Here is an 18,793-nt window from a genome sequence, read left to right on the forward strand (position 1 = left end):
GTCGCATCCGGTCGCTCCCTGTGACGGACCCATTCTCGGGCCCGCCCGGCAGCCTCCGGCGCCGGGCCGGTCGCGGTCAAGGCCGGACCGCCCGGGGTGCGGGCAGCGGATGCCGCCGGCTTGGGCAACCCCGCGTGATCGGCGGCCCCGGCAGCGTCATCTTCACCGTAAGCCGGCTTGCGCAGCAGGCCGGGGCCTTGCTCAATTGACGCGGGCGTTGTTCCTCGTGTGGAACCTTGCGGGGGCAGGACCCTTCACGCAGGAGCAATGCCGCGCAACCAGTGAGGACGCCGGAACCACCGTGGCCGATCGCCCTGCCTCCGCCTTCGACGAGATGCACGCCAATGGCGTCATCCGCCCCCCCTATGCCGAAATGGCCCGCTTCCTGGAAGCCACGGGACAGGACGCGCTCGACCAGAAGCGGCGTGAGGCGGAGGTTCTGTTCCGCCGCATCGGCGTCACCTTCGCCGTCTACACCGAGGGCGGCGACCCGGAGCGGCTGATCCCCTTCGACGTCATCCCCCGCATTCTCTCGCGTGAGGAGTGGGAGCGCCTCTCGAAGGGGCTGGAGCAGCGGGTACGGGCGCTCAACGCCTTCCTGGCCGACGTGTACGGGCCGCAGGAGATCATCAAGGCCGGGCGCATCCCGGCCGAGCTGGTGCGCGAGAATGAGGGCTTCCTGCCGCAGATGGTGGGCTTCACCCCGCCGGGCGGGGTCTACACCGTCATCTCCGGCATCGACCTGGTGCGCACCGGGCCGGACGAGTTCTATGTGCTGGAGGACAATTGCCGCACGCCCTCCGGCGTCTCCTACATGCTGGAGAACCGGGAGGCGATGCTGCGCCTGTTCCCGGACGTGTTCACCCGCCACCGCATCGCCCCCGTCAGCCACTACCCCGAGGAGCTGCTGGAGACGCTGAAGAGCCTGGCGCCGCCGGGCTGCGATGGCGGGCCGAAGGTGGTGGTGCTGACCCCCGGCCCCTACAACAGCGCCTATTACGAGCATTCCTTCCTGGCCGACGAGATGGGCGTCGAGCTGGTGGAGGGCGCCGATCTCTTCGTGCGCGACAGGGTGGTGTACATGCGCACCACCGCCGGCCCGCAGCGCGTCGACGTCATCTACCGCCGCATCGACGACGAGTACCTCGACCCGGAGGCGTTCCGCCCCGACAGCGCGCTCGGCGTGCCCGGGCTGATGGCGGCCTACCGCGCCGGCAATGTGGCGCTGGCCAATGCGCCCGGCGCTGGCATCGCCGATGACAAGGCGGTCTACCCCTACGTGCCGGAGATGGTGCGCTTCTACCTCAACGAGGAGCCGATCCTCTCCAACGTGCCCACCTTCATGTGCGAGCGCGAATCGGACCGGGACTATGTGCTGGCCAATCTCGACAAGCTGGTGGTGAAGCTGGCGCGCGGCTCGGGCGGCTACGGCATGCTCGTCGGGCCGCACGCGACGGAGGAGCAGCGCGCCGACTTCGCCGCCCGCATCCGCGCCCGCCCCGGCGACTACATCGCGCAGCCGACTCTCGCCCTCTCCACCGTGCCGACCCTGTGCGACAGCGGCATCGCGCCGCGCCATGTCGACCTGCGGCCCTTCGTGCTGTTCGGCCGTACCATCCGCATCGTGCCGGGCGGGCTGACGCGCGTGGCGCTGCGCGAGGGCTCGCTGGTGGTCAATTCGAGCCAGGGCGGCGGCACCAAGGACACCTGGGTGCTGGACGATGCACCCCCCGCCCAAGGCCAGAGCCAGTCGGCCGCCGGCATGCGCCAGACGATGGGCGGCATGAGCCAGGGCATGGGCGGCATGACGCAGATCATGGGCGACATGAGCCAGAGCCTCGGCATGCCCGCGCCCGACCCAACCCCAGCGGCGCCCGCCAACGACACCCCCCGGGGAGACCGCTGAGCAATGCTCTCCCGCACCGCCGACAGTCTGTTCTGGCTCGGGCGCTATTCCGAGCGCGCCGGCAATGTGGCGCGCGGCCTGGCCGCGACGCTGCGCATGGCGCTGCTCGCCGACCCGCTGAGCGCCGCCGACGAGGAATGGCGCGCGCTGATGATCGCCACCGGCTGCGAGCCCGCCTTCCGCACCCGGCACGAGGTGCTGGCGCAGGAGGCCGCCATTCAGTGGCTGACGCTCGACGCGGAGAACCCGGCCGGCATCGCCGCCTGCGTGGAAGCCGCGCGGCGCAACGCGCGCACCGTGCGCACCGCGCTCACCGTCGACATGTGGGAGGCGATCAACGACACCTGGATCGAGTTCCGCCGCCTCGATTCCAGCGCCATCAAGGGCGACCGGCTGCCTGGCTTCCTCGACTGGGTGAAGTCCCGCACCCTGCTGTTCAACGGCGCCGCGGCCGACACGATGCTGCGCGACGACGCCTGGCGCTTCTGCCATCTCGGCACCGTGCTGGAGCGGGCCGACAACACGGCGCGGCTGCTCGACGTGCGCCACGCCGCCTTCGAGCCCGGTGCTGCGGCGGATGCGGCGAACTACGCGCAATGGCAGGCGGTGCTGCGCTCCGTCTCGGCGCTGCGCGCCTTCCAGCACGTCTATCATGCGCGCCTTGACCCGACCCAGGTGGCGGAGCTGCTGATCCTGCGGCCCGAGCTGCCGCGCTCGCTGCTCGCCTGCTACCGCCGCGTGGAGCAGACGCTGGACTCGATCGCGACGGCCAATGGCGGCGCGCGCGGCGAGTGCCACCGCCTGGCCGGGGCCATGCATGCCAAGCTGCGCTACGGCCGCATCGACGGGCTGCTGGCCGGCGGGCTGCACGAGTTCCTCACCGGCGTGATCGACCAGAACATCACGCTCGGCCAGGAGATCGGCCGCCTCTACCTGAACGGGCGGCAGCCGTGACCTACTGCGTCGGTCTCTGGCTGCGCGAGGGGCTGGTGATGCTGGCCGACACCCGCACCAATGCGGGCGTCGACCACATCTCGACCTTCTCCAAGATGTACACCGCCACCGCGCCGGGCGAGCGGATGCTGTGCCTGATGGCGGCCGGCAACCTGGCCATCACCCAGGCGGTGTGGAACCACCTGAGCGAGGGCGTGATGCTGGAGGAGGAGCGGCACACGCTGTTCTCCGTGCCCAGCATGTTCCGCGCGGCGCAGCTCGTCGGCGCCGCCATCCGCTCGGTCTATGAGACGGACGGCCCCATGCTGAAGGCGCAGGGGGTGGGGTTCGACGTCTCCATCATGCTGGGCGGGCAGATCGCCGGCGGGCCGGTGCGGCTGTATCTCGTCTATGCGGCTGGCAACTTCATCGAGGCGACGCCGGACACGCCCTTCCTGCAGATCGGCGAGCATAAATACGGCAAGCCGATCCTCGACCGCGCGCTACGGCACGAGACCAGCCTGGAGGACGGCACCAAGCTCACCCTCGTCAGCATGGACAGCACGCTGCGCTCCAACCTGACGGTGGGGATGCCGCTGGACCTGCTGGTCTATGAGGCCGACACTTACGCGGTGCGCCTGCAGCGGCGCATCACCGAGGAGGAGCCGTATTTCCGCGGCCTGCGGGAGAGTTGGTCCGAGGCGCTGCGCGAAGCCTACCGGCGCATGCCGGCGCCGGACTGGGCGGCTCCCATCGGCCCGGCGGGCGGGGCAGGGGCGGGCTGAACAGGCCGACAGCGCCCAACACATCCGCGCCAGGAGGCTTTACCGGGCCTCCCGGCATACCGATCAATCCCGCCATGATGCGATGCGGAAAGAACGGAGGCACCATGCGGCAGCAGGCGAAGCGGATGCAGGCCGGAGACGGGCGCCCCGCCCTGGATGGCACGCGGTGGCAGCGCGGCCCCTGGCGGCGCTGGCTGCGGCCGGCGCTGGCCCTGCCGCTGCTGGCCGGGCTGGCTGCCACGCCCGCCTGGGCGCCCATGGCCCAGGCGGCGCCGCTCGGCGTCTATGGGGCCAATGACGCGAAGCTGGTGCGGGAATTCGAGGACTGGCTGGGCTGCAAGGTCGAGCACCTGATGATCTTCACCGGGCAGCGCACCTGGGAGGAGATCGGCAAGCCGCAATGGTTCATCCAGCAGTTCGCGAGCTATGACCTGCCGGCGCTGTGGTCCGTCGCCATGATCCCGAAGAACTCCAGCCTGCGCGAGGCGGCCAGCGGCCGCTACAACCGCTACTACACCGATGCGGCGCGCGAGCTGGCGCGCACCAAGCCCTTCCCGGACGGCACCATCCGCATCCGCCTCGGCTGGGAGATGAACGGCGACTGGTTCCCCTGGGCGGCGCAGGGCAAGGAGGCGGATTTCGTCGCCACCTTCCGCCACATCGTCAATTCCTTCCGCGCTGTGTCGGACAGGTTCCGCTTCGAGTGGAACATCAACTACGGCGAGACGATGGACCCCGCGAAGGCCTATCCGGGCGATGCGTATGTCGACATCATCGGCATGGATTTCTACTGGAAGAAGCAGTACCTGCCCTCCGACCCGGTGCGCGCCTTCGAGGCGATCCGCGACAACCGCTATGGCCTCCGCTACATCGAGGACTTCGCGAAGCGCCGCGGCAAGCCCACCGCCTATTCGGAGTGGGGCGTGCAGGGCGACGATGCCGGCCCCTTCATCCAGCGCTTCCGCGAATGGGTGAGCCAGCACAACGTGCTCTACACCAACTACTGGAACCACGACGCCGACTATGCCGGGAAGATCTCCGGCAACACCTGGCCGAGGACCGGCGCCGCCTTCCGCCAGGCCTTCTGCGCCCCCGGCGCCAGCGCCCGCACCGTGTCGCCCCGCTGACGGCGAGGCCCCGCGCGCGCTCTTGTGCAGCCGGGGGGGCCGCCCAGGTGTTGCAGCAGCATGCCCCCGCCGCACCCCGACACCTGGATCCGCGTCACCCCGCAGGGCCTCTACTGCGAGCCAGGTGACTTCTTCATCGACCCGATGGCCGGCGCGCCACGCGCCATCATCAGCCACGGCCATTCCGACCACGCCCGGCCCGACCACGGCGCCGTGCTGGCCACGCCGGAGACGCTGGCCATCATGACCGCCCGCCTCGGCGAGGGGCGGGCCGGGCGCAGCCAGCAGGCCCTGGCCTATCACGCGCCCATCACGGTGGGGGGCGTGCGGGTCACGCTGGTGCCGGCCGGGCATGTGCTGGGCTCGGCGCAGGTGGTGCTGGAGTGGCAGGGCAGCCGCATCGTCGTCTCGGGCGACTACAAGCGGCAGCCCGACCCCACCTGCGCCCCCTTCGAGCCGGTGCCCTGCGACGTGTTCGTCACCGAGGCCACCTTCGCCCTGCCGGTGTTCCGCCACCCGCCCGCCGCGCAGGAGGTGCGCCGGCTGCTGGAGAGCGTGGCGCTGTTCCCGGAGCGGGCGCATCTCGTCGGCTGCTACGCGCTGGGCAAGTGCCAGCGGCTGATCGCGCTGCTGCGCGAGGCGGGATGGCAGCGGCCGATCTACCTGCATGGCGCGCAGCAATCCATGTGCGCGCTGTATGAGCGCTTCGGCATCCCGATGGGCGAGCTGCGCCCCGTGCCGCGCCCCGAGAAGCGCGGCGCCACCGTGCTGGCCGGCGAGCTGGTGCTGGCGCCGCCCTCGGCCGAGGCCAACCCCTGGTCCCGCCGCCTGGCGGACCCGGTGACGGCGGTGGCCTCGGGCTGGATGCGGGTGCGGCAGCGCGCCAAGGCGCGCGGCGTCGAGCTGCCGCTGATCGTCAGCGACCATGTGGACTGGGACGATCTGCTGGCCAGCATCGCCGAGGTGGGCGCCCCCGAGGTCTGGGTGACGCATGGCCGGGAGGAGGCGCTGATCCACGCCCTGGCCGGGCGCGGCGTGCGCGGCCGCGCCCTGCACCTGCTGGGCCGCGAGGAGGAGGAGAGCGGCGAGGCGGCACTCGACCTGGCCAGCGCAGCCGTTGGCGCGGAGGACGCCGCATGAGCCTGCCCGCCTTCGCCGAATTGCTGGAGCGGCTGCTCTTCACCCCCGGACGCAACGCCAAGCTCGCCTTGCTGAAGCGGTGGTTCGCCACCCAGCCGGACCCGGACCGCGGTGTGGCGCTGGCCGCCATCGCCGGCGAGCTGCGCTTCTCCACCGCCAAGCCCTCCCTGGTGCGGGAGTTGGTGGCCACGCGGGTGGACCCGGTGCTGCTGGCCTGGAGCCACGACTATGTGGGCGACCTGGCCGAGACGGTGGCGCTGATCTGGCCCGAGCCGGAGTCCCGCCCCAACCGCCCGCCGCCCGACCTCTCCGAAGTGGTGGAGACGCTGGAGCTGCTGCCGAAATCCGAGGTGCCGGCGCGCATGGCCGAATGGCTGGACGTGCTGGACGCCGGCGGGCGCCTCGCGCTGATCAAGCTGGTCACGGGGGGCCTGCGCGTCGGCGCCTCGGCACGGCTGGCGCGGCAGGCGCTGGCGGACTGGTCCGGCCACCCCGTCGAGGAAGTGGAGGAGGTGTGGCACGGCGTGCCGCCGCCCTACCTGCCGTTGTTCCGCTGGCTGGAGGGGAAGGGGCCGCGCCCCGACCCGCGCGACGCGCCCGTCTTCCGCTCGCCCATGCTGGCGCAGCCGCTGGAGGCGCCGGATATCGCGGCGCTGGATCACACCGCCTTCCGCGCCGAGTGGAAATGGGACGGGGTGCGGGTGCAGGCCGCCGCCGGCCCGGGCGGGCGCCGCCTGTGGTCGCGCACCGGCGAGGACATGTCCGCCGCCTTCCCCGAGGTGGTGGAGGCGATGGGCTTCCACGCCGTGGTCGATGGCGAGCTGCTGGTGATGCGGGAGGGCGGCGTGGTGGCGCCCTTCGCCGACCTGCAGCAGCGGCTGAACCGCAAGGTGGTGGGCCCGAAGCTGCTGCGCGACCACCCCACCGGGCTGCGCCTCTACGACCTGCTGTTCGAGAATGGCGAGGATCTCCGCCCGCTGCCCTACGACACGCGGCGCGAACGGCTGGAAGCCTGGTTCGCCCGCGTGAAACCCGAGCGGATGGACCTCTCGCCGCAGATCGCCTTCGCCTCGTTGGAGCAGCTCACCGGGCTGCGGGAGGGCGCCCGCGCCGCCGGCATCGAGGGGCTGATGCTCAAGCGCGGCGACGCCCCCTATGTGGCGGGCCGGCCGAAAGGGCTGTGGTGGAAGTGGAAGCGCGCGCCGCTCTCGATCGACGCGGTGCTGATGTATGCCCAGCGCGGCCACGGCAAGCGCAGCAGCACCTACAGCGACTACACCTTCGGCCTGTGGCGGCCGGACGGGCAGGGGGGCGAGGAGCTGGTGCCGGTGGGCAAGGCCTATTCCGGCTACACCGACCAGGAGCTGGTCTGGCTGGACCGTTGGATTCGCAACCACACCCTCTCGCGCTTCGGCCCGGTGCGGGAGGTGGAGAAGGAGCTGGTGCTGGAGATCGTGTTCGACGCGGCGCAGCGTTCGGGGCGGCACAAATCCGGCGTGGCGCTGCGCTTCCCGCGGATCGCCCGGCTGCGCGCCGACAAGCCGGCGGCCGAGGCGGACCGGCTGGAAACCCTGATGGCGATGCTGGAGGAAGGGCGCGAATAAAGCCGCGCTCCGGCTGGAAACCGCGCTCTGACCAGGGCGTTGCGCCTGGGCAACCCGCAGCCGTGCGGGCGAGAGGAGGCCGCAATGCTGAAATGGGCGCTGATCTTCCTGGTGATCTCCATCATCGCGGGCGCGCTGGGGCTGACGGGTGTCTCGGCGGTGACGGGGCGCATCGCCAAGATCCTGTTCGCCGTGTTCCTCGCGCTGTTCGTCATCGTGCTGGTGCTGGCGTTGCTGGCGGGCGAGGCGATCTTCTGATTCACCCCGCGCGCGGCCTGTTGACGGCGGCGCCGCGCCGGATTAATTCCCCCTCCACCACGGCGCCGGATCGCGCCGCGGCGTGAGTATGGCGGCCTTAGCTCAGTTGGTAGAGCGCCACGTTGTGGTCGTGGATGTCACGGGTTCGAGTCCCGTAGGTCGCCCCACGCCTCCCTCCCCGAAGTGCTTTTTCCATCGATCCTGCGCGTGCGGCGCCACGGGCGCGCATGGCTGTGGCGCGCCTGCCGGAATGGCCGGAGGAAATGCCCTTCCCTCCGGCCTTGTCTCCTCAGGCACTCAGCCGCCGCGTCAGCAGCGTGTAGCCATCCTGCCGCTCGATCTGCGCGAGCGCGGCGGCCAGGCGCGGCAGTTCCTCCGGCGGGCAGTTGCCGGCGAGGGCGGCCGCGTCCCCCCCCAGCCGAAGCCGCCGGGCGGCGCGCAGGGCGCGTGGCTCGGCAAAGGGGTAGAGCTCGGTCCAGAGGAGCTGCATGTCCTGGCAGAAGCTGTCCACCGCCGCCTTGCCCAGCCCGGGCATCTTGCGCAGCAGGCGGCGCAGCGCGGCCACCTGGCCGCCGGCGGCCAGGCGCAAGGCGTCGGGCGTGCCCTCCCAGCGTTCGGCCAGATGCGCCGCCATGGCGTGCAGGCGGCGGGACAGCGGCGCGGCATGGCCCTTGTAGCCGGCCTCGCGCAGCAGGGATTCCAGGGAGCCGGCCGGCTGCGCCCCCAGGGCGCCGGCGCTGCGCCAGCCGCGCAGGCGCAGCGCCTCCATGGCGCGCAGCGCGCTGGACGGGGCGCCGGGCGTGGTGCGCAGCATGGCGGCGCAGAGGCCCAGGAAGGCGGAACCCTCCTCTGGCATGCCCTGGGACATCTGCGGCAGGGGGCGCCCGAGATCCAGCACCAGAGGAATCACACGCTCCGGCGTACGCAACGGGGAAGCCCCCGCCTGTGTCGGCGGGGAGAGAACGGTCTGGCTCATCGAGTCATGCCCGGTTCCAGGACGGCATGGGGATGCCGGCGGTGGCGGGAAGAACAATCCCCACAATTTCGTGAGGCCGCTCCGGTGAAGGCCGCGATTTAGTCTTTCTCCCCTCTCGCGCAAGACCCCACCTACAAAATCGCCCGGATGGGGCGACGGGGTGATGAAAAGGGCACAGGATGCGGAACATGACGGTGGCGGTGGCGGGGCTGGGCGCCATCGGGCTGGAACTGGCGCGGCACCTCGATGCGGGCGCCGACGGGCTGCGGCTGGTGGCCGTCTCGGCGCGGGACAGGGCGAAGGCCGAGGCGGCGCTGGCCGGCTTCCGCGCACCGCCGCCGCTGCGCCCGCTGGCTGCCCTGGCGGAGGCCGACATCGTGGTGGAAGCCATGCCCGCCGCCGCCTTCGACGCGGTGGCGGAGCCGGCGGTGGCGGCGGGGCGCATCTTCGTGCCGGCCAGCGTCGGCGCGCTGCTGGCGCGTCCGGGGCTGATCGAGGCCGCGCGGGCCAGCGGCGCCCGCATCCTGGTGCCGACCGGCGCGCTGCTGGGGCTGGATGCGGTGCGCGCCGCCGCCGAGGGCCCGGTGGAGAGCGTGACGCTGGAGACGCGCAAGCCGCCCGCCGGGCTGGCCGGCGCGCCCTACCTGCGCGAGCACGGCATCCGGCTGGAAGGGCTCGAGGCCCCGACGCGCGTCTTCGCCGGCAATGCGCTGGAGGCGGCGCGCGGCTTCCCGGCCAATGTGAACGTGGCCGCCGCCCTGGCGCTGGCCGGCATCGGGCCGGAGCGCACGCGGGTGGAGATCTGGGCCGACCCGACCAGCAACCGCAACACCCACACCATCCGCGTCGAGGCCGAGGCGGCACGCTTCAGCATGACGATCGAAGGCGTGCCGAGCGCGGCCAACCCGCGCACCGGGCGGCTCACGCCGCTCTCCATCCTGGCGGCGCTGCGCGGGCTGGTGGCGACGCTGAAGGTGGGAAGCTGATCAGCGGCGGCTGCGCTCCAGCAGCAGCAGCGCGCCGCCTGCCAGCAACCCCCAGAAGGCGGCGCCGATGCCGAGCAGGGACAGGCCCGAGGCGGCGGTGACGAAAGTGAGGATGGCGGGGATGCGCTCCGCCTCCTTCGCCAGCGCGGAATACAGCGCCCCGGCCAGCGCGCCCAGCAGCGCCAGCCCCGCCACCGCCTGGATCAGCAGCGGCGGCGAGGCGGTGATGAAGGCCACCGCGAAGCCCGCCCCCAGCCCCAGCACCACATAGGCCGCGCCGCCTGCCACGGCGGCCACCCAGCGGCGCGCCGGGTCGGGGTGCGCGTCGCGCCCGGCGCAGAGGGCGGCGGTGATGGCGGCGAGGTTGAGCGAATGCGCGCCGAGGGGCGCGATCAGCGCGCTGGCGAGGCCGGTGGCGGTGAAGATCGGCCCCGGCGCCGGCCGGTAGCCATTGGCGCTCAGCACCGCCAAGCCGGGCACGTTCTGCGAGGCCATCGTCACCAGGAACAGCGGCAGCGCGATGCCGATGGCGGCGCCGGCGGTGAAGCGCGGCGCCACCCATTCCAGCCGCGGCAGGATGTCGGCCAGCGCCTCCTGCGGCAGCGGCGTGGCGAGCAGGATGACCGCCGCCGCCACCGCCACCGCGACGGGCACGGCGTAGAGCCGGGCGAAGCGCCAGGCCAGCGCCCAGGCCAGCACCACCGGCAGCGCCAGCAGCGGCATGGCGCCCACCGCCCGCACCGGCGCCAGGCAGATGTCCAGCAGCACGCCCGCCAGCATGGCATTGGCGAGGCTGGGCGGGATGGCCGCCACCGCCCGGCCGAAGGGCTTCCACAGCCCCGCCAGCACGATCAGCAGCGCCGCCAGCAGGAAGGCGCCGACGGCGACGGGAAAGCCGCCCTCCGGCATGCCGGTGGCCACCAGCAGCGCCGCGCCGGGGGTGGACCAGGCGGTGATGATGGGCATGCGCCAGCGCCAGCTCAGCAGCGCCGCCAGCGGCCCCTGCATCACGCAGAGTGCCAGCAGGCCGGAGGCCGCCTGGGCGGGGGTGGCGCCCACCGCCGTGAAGCCCTGCAGCACCACGGCGAAGGAACTGGCGAAGCCCACCACCGCCGCCAGCACCCCCGCCACCACGGGCTGAAGAAGTCCCGCCCGGGCTGCCGCCCCCTGCCTCGTCTCGGCCATGCCCGTCGGGCCTCCCCTCGATGCCGCTGGAAAGAGGCGGGCAGGGTAGCGTAAGATTGGATCCAATCAACGAATGGATATTGGATCTGCCACATGGCTGAGCCCGCCTCGCCGCTGGACGCGCTGGCGCCGGCCCTGCAAGGGCGCTGGCGCACCGCCACCGAATTCGTCGAGGCGGTGCTGAAGGCGGCGATCCTCGATGGCAGCCTGCCCGGCGGCACCCCGCTGCGGCAGGAGGAACTGGCCGCGCGCTTCGGCGTCAGCCGCATGCCGGTGCGCGAGGCGCTGCGGCAACTGGAGGCGCAGGCGCTGGTGGACATGGTGCCGCACCGGGGCGCCGTGGTGACGGAGATCTCCGCCGCCGACGCCGCCGACACCTACGCCATCCGCCGCGCGCTGGAGCCGGCGGCGCTGCGCCTGTCCATTCCGCGCCTCACCCCGGCGCAGCTGGGCGCGGCGGAGGCGCTGATCCTGGCCATGGATTCGGAGACGGAGGCGGGGCGGATGGGGCTGCTGAACCGCCGCTTCCACATGGCGCTCTATGCCGCCGCCGGGCATCCGCGCCTGCTGGCGCTGACCGAGGCGCAGCTCGCCGCCTTCGACCGCTACCTGCGCTTCCACCTCGCCGCGCATGGGCGGGAGCACCTCTCCCAGCAGGACCATCGCGCCATGCTGGCGGCCGCCCGCGCGCAGGACATTCCCGGCGCCGTGGCGGTGCTGGAGGCGCATCTGGACCGCGCGGCCGAGGCCATCGCGCGCTTCTTCGCCGCGCGCGGCGGGTGAGGGGGGCCGGCCATCATCGAAGCTTCATCGAATCGTCATCAGCGTGACGCGGCCCGTGGCTTCCTTGCCGGCCGACCGGCCCGCTCCCCTGGCGTGGCCCCATGCTCCGGGACAGACACCATGCCTGACACCCATTCGCCTGCCCATGACCGGGTGGAACTCGAGGATATCGGCAGCAACCCGCACCCCGAGGAGACGATCGGGACGCTGATCGCCCGCCGCCTGTCGCGCCGCGCGGCGCTGCGCGGGCTGCTCGGCGGCGCGGCGGCGATGAGCTTCGCCGACCAGCTGCTCGCTTCCGCCAGCCCGGCGGCGGCCCAGCCGGCGCCCGGCGCGGCGGCCGTGGCCGGTCCCTCCAGCCTCACCTTCCCGGAGATCGCCCACCAGCTGACGCCGCGCGACGCGGTGGCCGAGGGCTACGAGATCCAGACCGTGATCCGCTGGGGCGACCCGGTGCTGCCCGACGCGCCGGCCTTCGACGCGCAGCGCCAGAGCGCCGCGGCGCAGGCGGCGCAGTTCGGCTACAACAACGACTACGTCGACTTCTTCCCGCTGCCGCGCGGCAGCCGCAACGCCACGCATGGCCTGCTGGCGGTGAACCACGAATACACCGACCCGCAGCTGATGTTCCCCGGCCTGCCCGAGGAAGGCCCCGCCAAGGCCAATCCCTCCCGCGAGCAGGCGCTGACCGAGATGGCGGCGCACGGCATGTCGGTGGTGGAGATCCGGCGCGAGAACGGGCGCTGGGCGCCCGTGCAGGCGGGCCGGCTGAACCGCCGCATCACCGCCGAGACGCCGATGCGCATCAGCGGCCCCGCCGCCGGCCACCCGCGCATGCGGACCAGCGTCGACCCCAGCGGGCGGGAGGTGCTCGGCACGCTGAACAACTGCGCCGGCGGCAACACGCCCTGGGGCACGGTCATCACCTGCGAGGAGAACTTCAACCAGTATTTCGGCGGTGCCGCCGCCACCACGGGCGACCAGGCCGCCGCCTACAAGCGCTACGGCATCGTCGAGAAGGCCGGCTATGGCTGGGGCCAGCACGTGGCGCGCTTCGACCTCGGCCAGGAGCCGAACGAGCCGAACCGCTTCGGCTGGGTGGTGGAGTTCGACCCCTACGACCCGCAGAGCGTGCCGGTGAAGCGCACCGCCCTCGGCCGCTTCAAGCATGAGGGCTGCACCCACGCCATCTCCGCCGATGGCCGCGTGGTGTTCTACTCGGGCGACGACGAGCGCTTCGACTACATCTACAAGTTCGTCACCGCCCGCCCCTGGAACCCCAACGACGCGGCGGCCAACCGCGACCTGCTGGACGAGGGCACGCTCTACGTGGCGCGCCTGCACGATGACGGCCGCATGGAGTGGCTGCCGCTGGTGCACGGCCAGGGCCCGCTGACCGAGGCCAACGGCTTCGCCAGCCAGGGCGACGTGCTGATCGAGACCCGCCGCGCCGCCGACCTGCTGAAGGCGACGCCGATGGACCGCCCCGAGGACGTGCAGGCCAACCCGGTGAACGGCCGCGTCTACGCCATGCTCACCAACAACACCCGCCGCAAGCCGGAGCAGGTGGACAAGGCCAACCCGCGCCCGACCAACGCGCATGGCCATGTCATCGAGATGATCCCGCCCGGCGCCGGCACGGAGAAGGTGGACCACGCCGCGACGGAAGGCCGCTGGGAGATCTTCCTGATCGCCGGCCGCCCCGGCGTCGATGCCGGGGCGCAGTACCACCAGGGCACCAGCGCCGAGGGCTGGCTCTCCTGCCCGGACAACTGCACCTTCGACAGCAAGGGCCGCATCTGGATCTCGACCGACGGCGCCCCCGGCACCTCGAAGGTGGCGGACGGCCTCTACGCCGCCGACACCGCCGGCCCCGGCCGCGGCCTGACCCGCCTGTTCTACCAGGCGCCGACCGGCGCCGAGGTGTGCGGCCCCTGCTTCACGCCGGATGACGAGACGGTGTTCCTGGCCATCCAGCACCCGGGCGACGACAAGGGCAGCCACTTCGCCGAGCCTTCCACCCGCTGGCCGGATTTCGACGCCGCGACGCCGCCGCGCCCGTCCATCATCGCCATCACCCGCAAGGGTGGCGGCGTGGTCGGCGCCTGAGGCTGGCACCTGAGCAAAAAGCGGGGCGGCGGCATGACGCCGCCCCGCTCGCGCTGCTTGATTGCGCGGCCCGCCAGGGCAATCTGAGCGGCATGACACCCGCATCCCCCCTCCGGCCCGGCCCCGCCCCCGCGCAGGACCGGCTGGCCCTCACCGGGCGCGACGCGCTGCGCCGCGCCGGCGGTTTCGCGCTGCTCGGCTGCTCGCTGTGGCTGGTGGCGGTGCTGGCCTTCTTCCGCTCGGTCATCGGGCTGTTCTCGTGAGCGGCCGTCTCCCGCCCTGGCGCGCGCGGCTGGAGCGCAGCGACGGCATCGCCCATCTCGGCCAGCAGCTGCGCCGGCTGCGCGGCACGGTGCTGGTGCTGCTGGCCCTGCCGCTGGCACCCACGCTGCTGATCGCGCTGCTCTCCGGCGCGCAGCGGCCGCTGCTCGGCGTGCTGCTGGGCATGGGCCTGCTCTGGCTGGCCATCCGCCGGCTGCGGCGCGGCCGGGTGCGGCAGGCCTCGGCGCTGGCGGGCGTCGCCACCGGGCTGGTGGCCGGCCTCGCCGGCGCGGTGCCGCCGCTCGGCGCGGTGGTGTTCGGCGCCATGGCCTTCTTCGGCACGCGCCTGCTGTATGAGGACAGCGTCCCGCCCGAGCCGGAGCCCGTGCCGCCGCCGGCGCCCGGCCCGCTGGATGCGGTGCGGGTGCGTCTGGCCACCTTGACCGGCGCCGATCCCCGCCTCGCTCCCGCGCTGGAGGGGCTGCGCGCCCTGGCCGCAGAACTGGAGCGCCGCCCCGAGCACACCGGCGAGGCGCGCCGCTTCCTCAACCTGCAGCTCGACGGGCTGGAGCGAATCGACCGCAGCCTGGCGCAGGGCGCGGCGCCGCCGCCCGGTCTGCCGCTGCTGATCGGCGACATGGCGCGCGGCAGCCTGTCCTTGCGCGACCGGCTGCGCGCCGAGGAGACCGAGGCGCTGGAGATCCAGGTGAAGGTGCTGGCCGACCGCCTGCGCCAGGAGGGCTACGCATCATGAGCGGCACGACGACCGAGACCCGCGGGAGCCAGGCCGAGCGCCCGGTGGCGCCGCAGCGCGTGGCGGCGCTGGCCGCCGAGATCGACCTGCGCGACCCCTCCACCATCCTGCGCTTCGGCGCAGAGGCGCAGAACCGCGCCACGGCGGCGGCGGACGCCATGCTGGGCGCCGCCCGCAACCAGGCGACGGGCGAGGCGGGGGAGGCGCTCTCCGGCCTGCTCGCCACGCTGCGCGGCTTCGACGTGACCCAGGCCGGCGAGAAGCCCGGCCTGCTCGGCCGGCTGTTCAACCGCGGCCGGGCGGAGGCCACCGCCATCATCCAGCGCTACGAGGGCGTGCGCGGCCAGATCGAGGCGGCGGGCGACCGGCTGGACGGCCACCGCACCCGGCTGCTCGAGGATGTGGAGCGGCTGGAGCGGCTCTACGGCGCCACGCTGGAATGGTTCCACGCCCTGGCCGAGCACATCGCCGCCGGCGAGGCGGTGCTGGCCCGCACCGATGCCGAGATCATCCCCGCCGCCGAGCGCGAGGCGAACGACGCCGCCCAGCCGCTGGCGCCGCAGCGCCTGCGCGACCTGCGCGCGGCGCGCGACGAGCTGGACCGCCGCGTGCACGATCTGCGCCTGACCCGGCAGGTGGCCATGCAGTCGCTGCCTGGCATGCGGCTGATCCAGGAGAACGACAAGGCGCTGGCCGCCAAGATCCATTCCGTGCTGGCCAACACCGTGCCGCTCTGGCGCACCCAGCTGGCGCAGGCGCTGGCCATCCGCAACATGCGCGAGGCCAGCGGCGCCGTGCGCGCCGCCACCGACCTGACCAACCGCCTGCTCACCGCCAATGCCGAGACGCTGCGCCAGGGCAATGCCGAGGCGCGCACCGAGCTGGAGCGCGGGGTGTTCGACCTCGACGCCGTGCAGCGGGCCAATGCCGCGCTGGTGGCGACGCTGGAGGACAGCCTGCGCATCGCCGAGGAGGGCCGCGCCGCCCGCCGGCACGCGACGGTGGAGCTGGCCAAGGCGGAGGCCGAGATCCGCCGCGCGCTGACCGCGCGGGGCCCGGGCGGCGCCGCGCCGGGGCGCTGAACGCGGGCTTGTTCAGCCGGGGCCTTGACCGGCCCGCCGCCAGGGTTTCCCATTCCCCCGTCCAAGAATTGTGGGAGTGAACCCGATGCGTGGCTGGGCCGTGGTGAAGTGCGGTGAACCGCTGGAGGACATGGAGTTCCCGACGCCGGAGCCGACCGGCGAGGAAGTGCTGCTGGAGGTGACGCATAGCGGCGTCTGCCATTCCGACCTGCACATCTGGGAGGGCGGCTACGACCTCGGCAGCCGCGGGCGCCTGTCGCTGACCGACCGGGGCGTGGTGCTGCCGCTGATCATGGGCCACGAGATCGTCGGCCGCGTGGTCAAGCTCGGGCCGGAGGCCAAGGGCGTGAAGGTGGGGGACAGCCGCATCGTCTTCCCCTGGCTCGGCTGCGGCAAGTGCGAGCGCTGCCAGGCGGGCGAGGACAATATGTGCCAGGTGGCGGCGCGCAGCCTCGGCGTCTACCAGAATGGCGGCTATGCCAGCCATGTGGTGGCGCGCAGCCCGCGCCACCTCGTCGCCTTCGACGGGCTCGACCCCTCGGTCGCCGCCACCTACGCCTGCTCCGGCATCACGGTCTATTCCGCCATCCGCAAGGTGATGCCGATGCCGGCCGAGAAGGCCATCGTCGTCGTCGGCGCCGGCGGGCTCGGGCTGAACGCGGTGGAGGTGCTGAAGGCGCTCGGCCACAAGAACATCGTGGTGGTCGACATCTCGGAGGAGAAGCTGGAGGGCGCGCGCAAGGCCGGCGCCACCGCCACCGTGCAGGCGGGCGGCGACGACACGACGAAGCGCCTCGTCGAGGCGGCCGGCGGCCCGGTGGATGCGGTGATCGACCTGGTGAACGGCACCGCCACCGCCCGCTTCGCCTTCGACGCGCTGGCCAAGGGCGGCAAGCTGATCCAGGTCGGGCTGTTCGGCGGCGAGCTGAACCTGCCGCTGCCGCTGATGGCCACCCGCGCGCTGACCGTGCGCGGCAGCTATGTCGGCAACCCGCAGGAGCTGCGTGAGGTGGTGGAACTGGCGCAGCAGGGCAAGCTCTCGCCCCTGCCGGTCAGCACCGAGCCGCGCTCGGCGGTGAACAGCGTGCTGAACCGGCTGAAGGACGGCAAGGTGCATGGCCGCGTGGTGCTGACCGCCGCCTGAGGCGGCCCCGGCGCCATGCGCCGGGCGGGGCTGCGTGACCAGCCCCGCCCGGTTGCGCTATGCTGCGGCACCGAAACCTGGGCGTGCCGCATGACCCTCTCCCACGCCGAGCCGGCCGGTCTTTCCCCTCTCGCGGGGGAGGAGGCGCCGGCCTTCGTGCCGCCCTATCCGCCGCGGCCGCGCCGGCTGCCGCCGCTGCGCGAGCTGCTGCGCTCGCTGCGCCGCTCCTTCCTCGATTTCTGGCCGCAGTCCTGCTTCGAGCGGGAGATCCTGCGCCGCCGCGTGCTGATGCGCGACATCATCATCTGCAACAGCCCCGCCACCGTGCAGGAGGCCTTCGTCGACCAGGCCCCCGCCTTCGAGCGGAAGTCGCCGCAGATGCGCCACGCGCTGCGCCCGCTGCTGGGCGACGGGCTGTTCATCAGCGACGGCGCGCTGTGGAAGGAGCGCCGCCGGGTGGTGGCGCCGGTGACGCATGTCTCGCGCCTCGCCGCCCTGACGCCCCCCATCACCGAGGCCGCCGCCGAGCGGGCCGAGGCCTGGGCGCGGCGCGACCCGGCCGAGCCGGTCGACATGCTGGCCGAGATGGGCCACCTGACGGCCGAGATCATCTGCCGCACCATCTTCGGCCGGCAGCTCGGCGGTGGTGCCGCGGCCACCGTGGTCAGCGCCTTCGCCGAATACCAGCGCGCCGTCGGGCAGACCGACCTGATCTCGCTGCTCGGCCTGCCGGACTGGATGCCGCGCTGGCAGCCCCGCCGCGCCCGCCGCGCCGGGCAGCGCATCCAGGCGGTGCTGGACGGGCTGATCGGGCATGTCCTCTCCGGCCGTGCCGGGGACGAGGCCAGCCTGATCCGCTCGATGGCCGAGGGCATCAACCCCGCCACCGGCCGCCCGATGGAGCGCGAGGCCTTCCGCAACGAGGCCGCCGTGCTGTTCATGGCCGGGCACGAGACCACGGCCAACACCCTGGCCTGGGCCTGGTACCTGCTCAGCCAGTCGCCGGCCGTGCTGGCCCGCCTGCAGGCGGAGGCCGACGCGCTGCCCGGCCCCGCCCGCTACGCCGACATGGACCGGCTGCGCTACACCCGCGCCGTGGTGGAGGAGACGCTGCGCCTCTACCCGCCCGTGCCGCTGCTGGCGCGGGAGGCGGTGGCGGCGGGCGAGATCGGCGGCCAGCCGGTGCGCAAGGGTTCGCTCGTCATCGCCGTGCCCTGGCTGCTGCACCGGCACCGCAAGCTGTGGCACGAGCCGGACGCCTTCCGCCCCGAGCGCTTCCTGCCCGGGGGGGAGGCCGCCAGCAAGCCGCGCTACACCTGGATTCCCTTCGCCATCGGGCCGCGCGTCTGCACCGGCGCGGCCTTCGGCCTCACCGAGGCGGTGCTGTGCCTGGCGACGCTGGCGCGCGGCGTGACGCCGCGGCTGGTGCCGGGCACGGTGGTCTATCCGGTCTGCCGGCTGACGCTGCGTCCGGGCGAGACGCTGCCCATGCACCTGCTGCCCCGCCATGTCTGAGCCCGCCCTCAAGGTGCGTCTGGACGGCGCCAAGGATCGCGCCCTGCACGGCCTCATGCGGATGCTGCCGGTGCCGCTCTGCTCGGCGATGGGGGCGGGTCTGGCGCGCTTCGCCATCCCGCTGCGGCACAAGGGGAAGCTCGCCCGCACCGAGGCCGCGCTCGCCGCGCTGCGGCCGGAGCTTGGCCCTGACGCGCGCCGCGCCCTGGCGCTGGACAATCTCGGCCAGGTGGCGCGCTGCCTGG

The 18,793-nt window shown here is 73.1% G+C and carries 18 protein-coding genes and 1 tRNA gene; 17 read left to right on the plus strand and 2 right to left on the minus strand.

Annotated elements, in window-relative coordinates; genetic code table 11:
• The first annotated feature begins 301 nt into the window (after positions 1-301).
• From ACZJYS_RS13485 to ACZJYS_RS13520, 8 genes are all read left to right on the plus strand, one after another.
• The gene (locus ACZJYS_RS13485) at positions 302-1,906 is read left to right on the plus strand and encodes a circularly permuted type 2 ATP-grasp protein (protein WP_456316926.1); all 1,605 of its coding nucleotides are present in this window, start codon (positions 302-304) and stop codon (positions 1,904-1,906) included.
• Between the two features lie 3 nt (positions 1,907-1,909).
• Complete coding sequence (locus ACZJYS_RS13490) at positions 1,910-2,860, plus strand: alpha-E domain-containing protein (RefSeq protein ID WP_109517658.1); 951 nt, start codon at positions 1,910-1,912, stop codon at positions 2,858-2,860.
• Positions 2,857-3,624, plus strand: coding sequence for a proteasome-type protease (locus ACZJYS_RS13495; protein WP_493178898.1), 768 nt, complete (start codon positions 2,857-2,859; stop codon positions 3,622-3,624). The genes ACZJYS_RS13490 and ACZJYS_RS13495 overlap by 4 nt, the downstream gene beginning before the upstream one ends.
• 104 nt (positions 3,625-3,728) lie before the next feature.
• On the plus strand, positions 3,729-4,751 hold the full coding sequence (locus ACZJYS_RS13500; protein WP_493178900.1) for a glycoside hydrolase family 26 protein: 1,023 nt from the start codon (positions 3,729-3,731) through the stop codon (positions 4,749-4,751).
• A gap of 60 nt (positions 4,752-4,811) precedes the next feature.
• Positions 4,812-5,891 carry a ligase-associated DNA damage response exonuclease gene (locus tag ACZJYS_RS13505; RefSeq protein ID WP_493178902.1) on the plus strand — a complete coding sequence of 360 codons (1,080 nt, stop codon included), beginning with the start codon at positions 4,812-4,814 and terminating at the stop codon, positions 5,889-5,891.
• Positions 5,888-7,495 carry a cisplatin damage response ATP-dependent DNA ligase gene (locus ACZJYS_RS13510; RefSeq protein ID WP_493178904.1) on the plus strand — a complete coding sequence of 536 codons (1,608 nt, stop codon included), beginning with the start codon at positions 5,888-5,890 and terminating at the stop codon, positions 7,493-7,495. Before ACZJYS_RS13505 ends, ACZJYS_RS13510 begins: the two co-directional genes overlap by 4 nt.
• 84 nt (positions 7,496-7,579) lie before the next feature.
• On the plus strand, positions 7,580-7,753 hold the full coding sequence (locus ACZJYS_RS13515) for a DUF1328 domain-containing protein (RefSeq protein ID WP_109517662.1): 174 nt from the start codon (positions 7,580-7,582) through the stop codon (positions 7,751-7,753).
• 91 nt (positions 7,754-7,844) lie between these two features.
• Positions 7,845-7,920, plus strand: a tRNA-His gene (locus ACZJYS_RS13520).
• Between the two features lie 122 nt (positions 7,921-8,042).
• Here the strand turns inward: ACZJYS_RS13520 and ACZJYS_RS13525 are convergent.
• Positions 8,043-8,729 carry a hypothetical protein gene (locus ACZJYS_RS13525; RefSeq protein WP_493178906.1) on the minus strand — a complete coding sequence of 229 codons (687 nt, stop codon included), beginning with the start codon at positions 8,727-8,729 and terminating at the stop codon, positions 8,043-8,045.
• Positions 8,730-8,908: 179 nt separating this feature from the next.
• Here ACZJYS_RS13525 and ACZJYS_RS13530 point away from each other — a divergent pair, with 179 nt between their 5' ends.
• Positions 8,909-9,715: an aspartate dehydrogenase gene (locus ACZJYS_RS13530; RefSeq protein ID WP_493178908.1), complete on the plus strand. Its 807-nt coding sequence runs from the start codon at positions 8,909-8,911 to the stop codon at positions 9,713-9,715.
• Here ACZJYS_RS13530 and ACZJYS_RS13535 read toward each other — a convergent pair whose 3' ends face one another.
• On the minus strand, positions 9,716-10,900 hold the full coding sequence (locus ACZJYS_RS13535) for a benzoate/H(+) symporter BenE family transporter (protein WP_493178910.1): 1,185 nt from the start codon (positions 10,898-10,900) through the stop codon (positions 9,716-9,718).
• Between the two features lie 93 nt (positions 10,901-10,993).
• On the opposite strand from ACZJYS_RS13535, the gene ACZJYS_RS13540 reads away from it, so the two are divergent.
• The 8 genes from ACZJYS_RS13540 to ACZJYS_RS13575 all read left to right on the plus strand — a co-directional run.
• Complete coding sequence (locus ACZJYS_RS13540) at positions 10,994-11,683, plus strand: GntR family transcriptional regulator (RefSeq protein WP_493178913.1); 690 nt, start codon at positions 10,994-10,996, stop codon at positions 11,681-11,683.
• A 120-nt stretch (positions 11,684-11,803) separates the two neighbouring features.
• Positions 11,804-13,792, plus strand: a complete 1,989-nt coding sequence (locus ACZJYS_RS13545) for a PhoX family protein (RefSeq protein WP_493178915.1) — start codon at positions 11,804-11,806, stop codon at positions 13,790-13,792.
• Positions 13,793-13,884: 92 nt separating this feature from the next.
• Positions 13,885-14,055 carry a hypothetical protein gene (locus tag ACZJYS_RS13550; protein WP_181378170.1) on the plus strand — a complete coding sequence of 57 codons (171 nt, stop codon included), beginning with the start codon at positions 13,885-13,887 and terminating at the stop codon, positions 14,053-14,055.
• The gene (locus ACZJYS_RS13555) at positions 14,052-14,807 is read left to right on the plus strand and encodes a hypothetical protein (protein WP_493178918.1); all 756 of its coding nucleotides are present in this window, start codon (positions 14,052-14,054) and stop codon (positions 14,805-14,807) included. The genes ACZJYS_RS13550 and ACZJYS_RS13555 overlap by 4 nt, the downstream gene beginning before the upstream one ends.
• Positions 14,804-15,889, plus strand: a complete 1,086-nt coding sequence (locus ACZJYS_RS13560) for a toxic anion resistance protein (RefSeq protein ID WP_379648667.1) — start codon at positions 14,804-14,806, stop codon at positions 15,887-15,889. The genes ACZJYS_RS13555 and ACZJYS_RS13560 overlap by 4 nt, the downstream gene beginning before the upstream one ends.
• An 85-nt stretch (positions 15,890-15,974) precedes the next feature.
• Positions 15,975-17,033, plus strand: coding sequence for an alcohol dehydrogenase (locus tag ACZJYS_RS13565; protein WP_493178921.1), 1,059 nt, complete (start codon positions 15,975-15,977; stop codon positions 17,031-17,033).
• Between the two features lie 90 nt (positions 17,034-17,123).
• Positions 17,124-18,548, plus strand: coding sequence for a cytochrome P450 (locus tag ACZJYS_RS13570; protein WP_493178924.1), 1,425 nt, complete (start codon positions 17,124-17,126; stop codon positions 18,546-18,548).
• Positions 18,541-18,793, plus strand: a 253-nt coding sequence (locus ACZJYS_RS13575; RefSeq protein ID WP_493178926.1) for a hypothetical protein, incomplete at its 3' end; no start/stop codon positions are given. The genes ACZJYS_RS13570 and ACZJYS_RS13575, both read left to right, overlap by 8 nt.

It is taken from the genome of Roseomonas sp. TS2 (assembly GCF_058833935.1).

Coding starts and splice junctions, on each gene's coding strand:
- ACZJYS_RS13540 (WP_493178913.1), top strand. CDS start 10,994: ATGGCTGAGCCCGCCTCGCCGCTGGACGCGCTGGCGCCGGCCCTGCAA.
- ACZJYS_RS13545 (WP_493178915.1), top strand. CDS start 11,804: ATGCCTGACACCCATTCGCCTGCCCATGACCGGGTGGAACTCGAGGAT.
- ACZJYS_RS13565 (WP_493178921.1), top strand. CDS start 15,975: ATGCGTGGCTGGGCCGTGGTGAAGTGCGGTGAACCGCTGGAGGACATG.
- ACZJYS_RS13570 (WP_493178924.1), top strand. CDS start 17,124: ATGACCCTCTCCCACGCCGAGCCGGCCGGTCTTTCCCCTCTCGCGGGG.
- ACZJYS_RS13515 (WP_109517662.1), top strand. CDS start 7,580: ATGCTGAAATGGGCGCTGATCTTCCTGGTGATCTCCATCATCGCGGGC.
- ACZJYS_RS13535 (WP_493178910.1), bottom strand. CDS start 10,900: ATGGCCGAGACGAGGCAGGGGGCGGCAGCCCGGGCGGGACTTCTTCAG.
- ACZJYS_RS13560 (WP_379648667.1), top strand. CDS start 14,804: ATGAGCGGCACGACGACCGAGACCCGCGGGAGCCAGGCCGAGCGCCCG.
- ACZJYS_RS13505 (WP_493178902.1), top strand. CDS start 4,812: ATGCCCCCGCCGCACCCCGACACCTGGATCCGCGTCACCCCGCAGGGC.
- ACZJYS_RS13550 (WP_181378170.1), top strand. CDS start 13,885: ATGACACCCGCATCCCCCCTCCGGCCCGGCCCCGCCCCCGCGCAGGAC.
- ACZJYS_RS13530 (WP_493178908.1), top strand. CDS start 8,909: ATGCGGAACATGACGGTGGCGGTGGCGGGGCTGGGCGCCATCGGGCTG.
- ACZJYS_RS13510 (WP_493178904.1), top strand. CDS start 5,888: ATGAGCCTGCCCGCCTTCGCCGAATTGCTGGAGCGGCTGCTCTTCACC.
- ACZJYS_RS13500 (WP_493178900.1), top strand. CDS start 3,729: ATGCGGCAGCAGGCGAAGCGGATGCAGGCCGGAGACGGGCGCCCCGCC.
- ACZJYS_RS13490 (WP_109517658.1), top strand. CDS start 1,910: ATGCTCTCCCGCACCGCCGACAGTCTGTTCTGGCTCGGGCGCTATTCC.
- ACZJYS_RS13525 (WP_493178906.1), bottom strand. CDS start 8,729: ATGAGCCAGACCGTTCTCTCCCCGCCGACACAGGCGGGGGCTTCCCCG.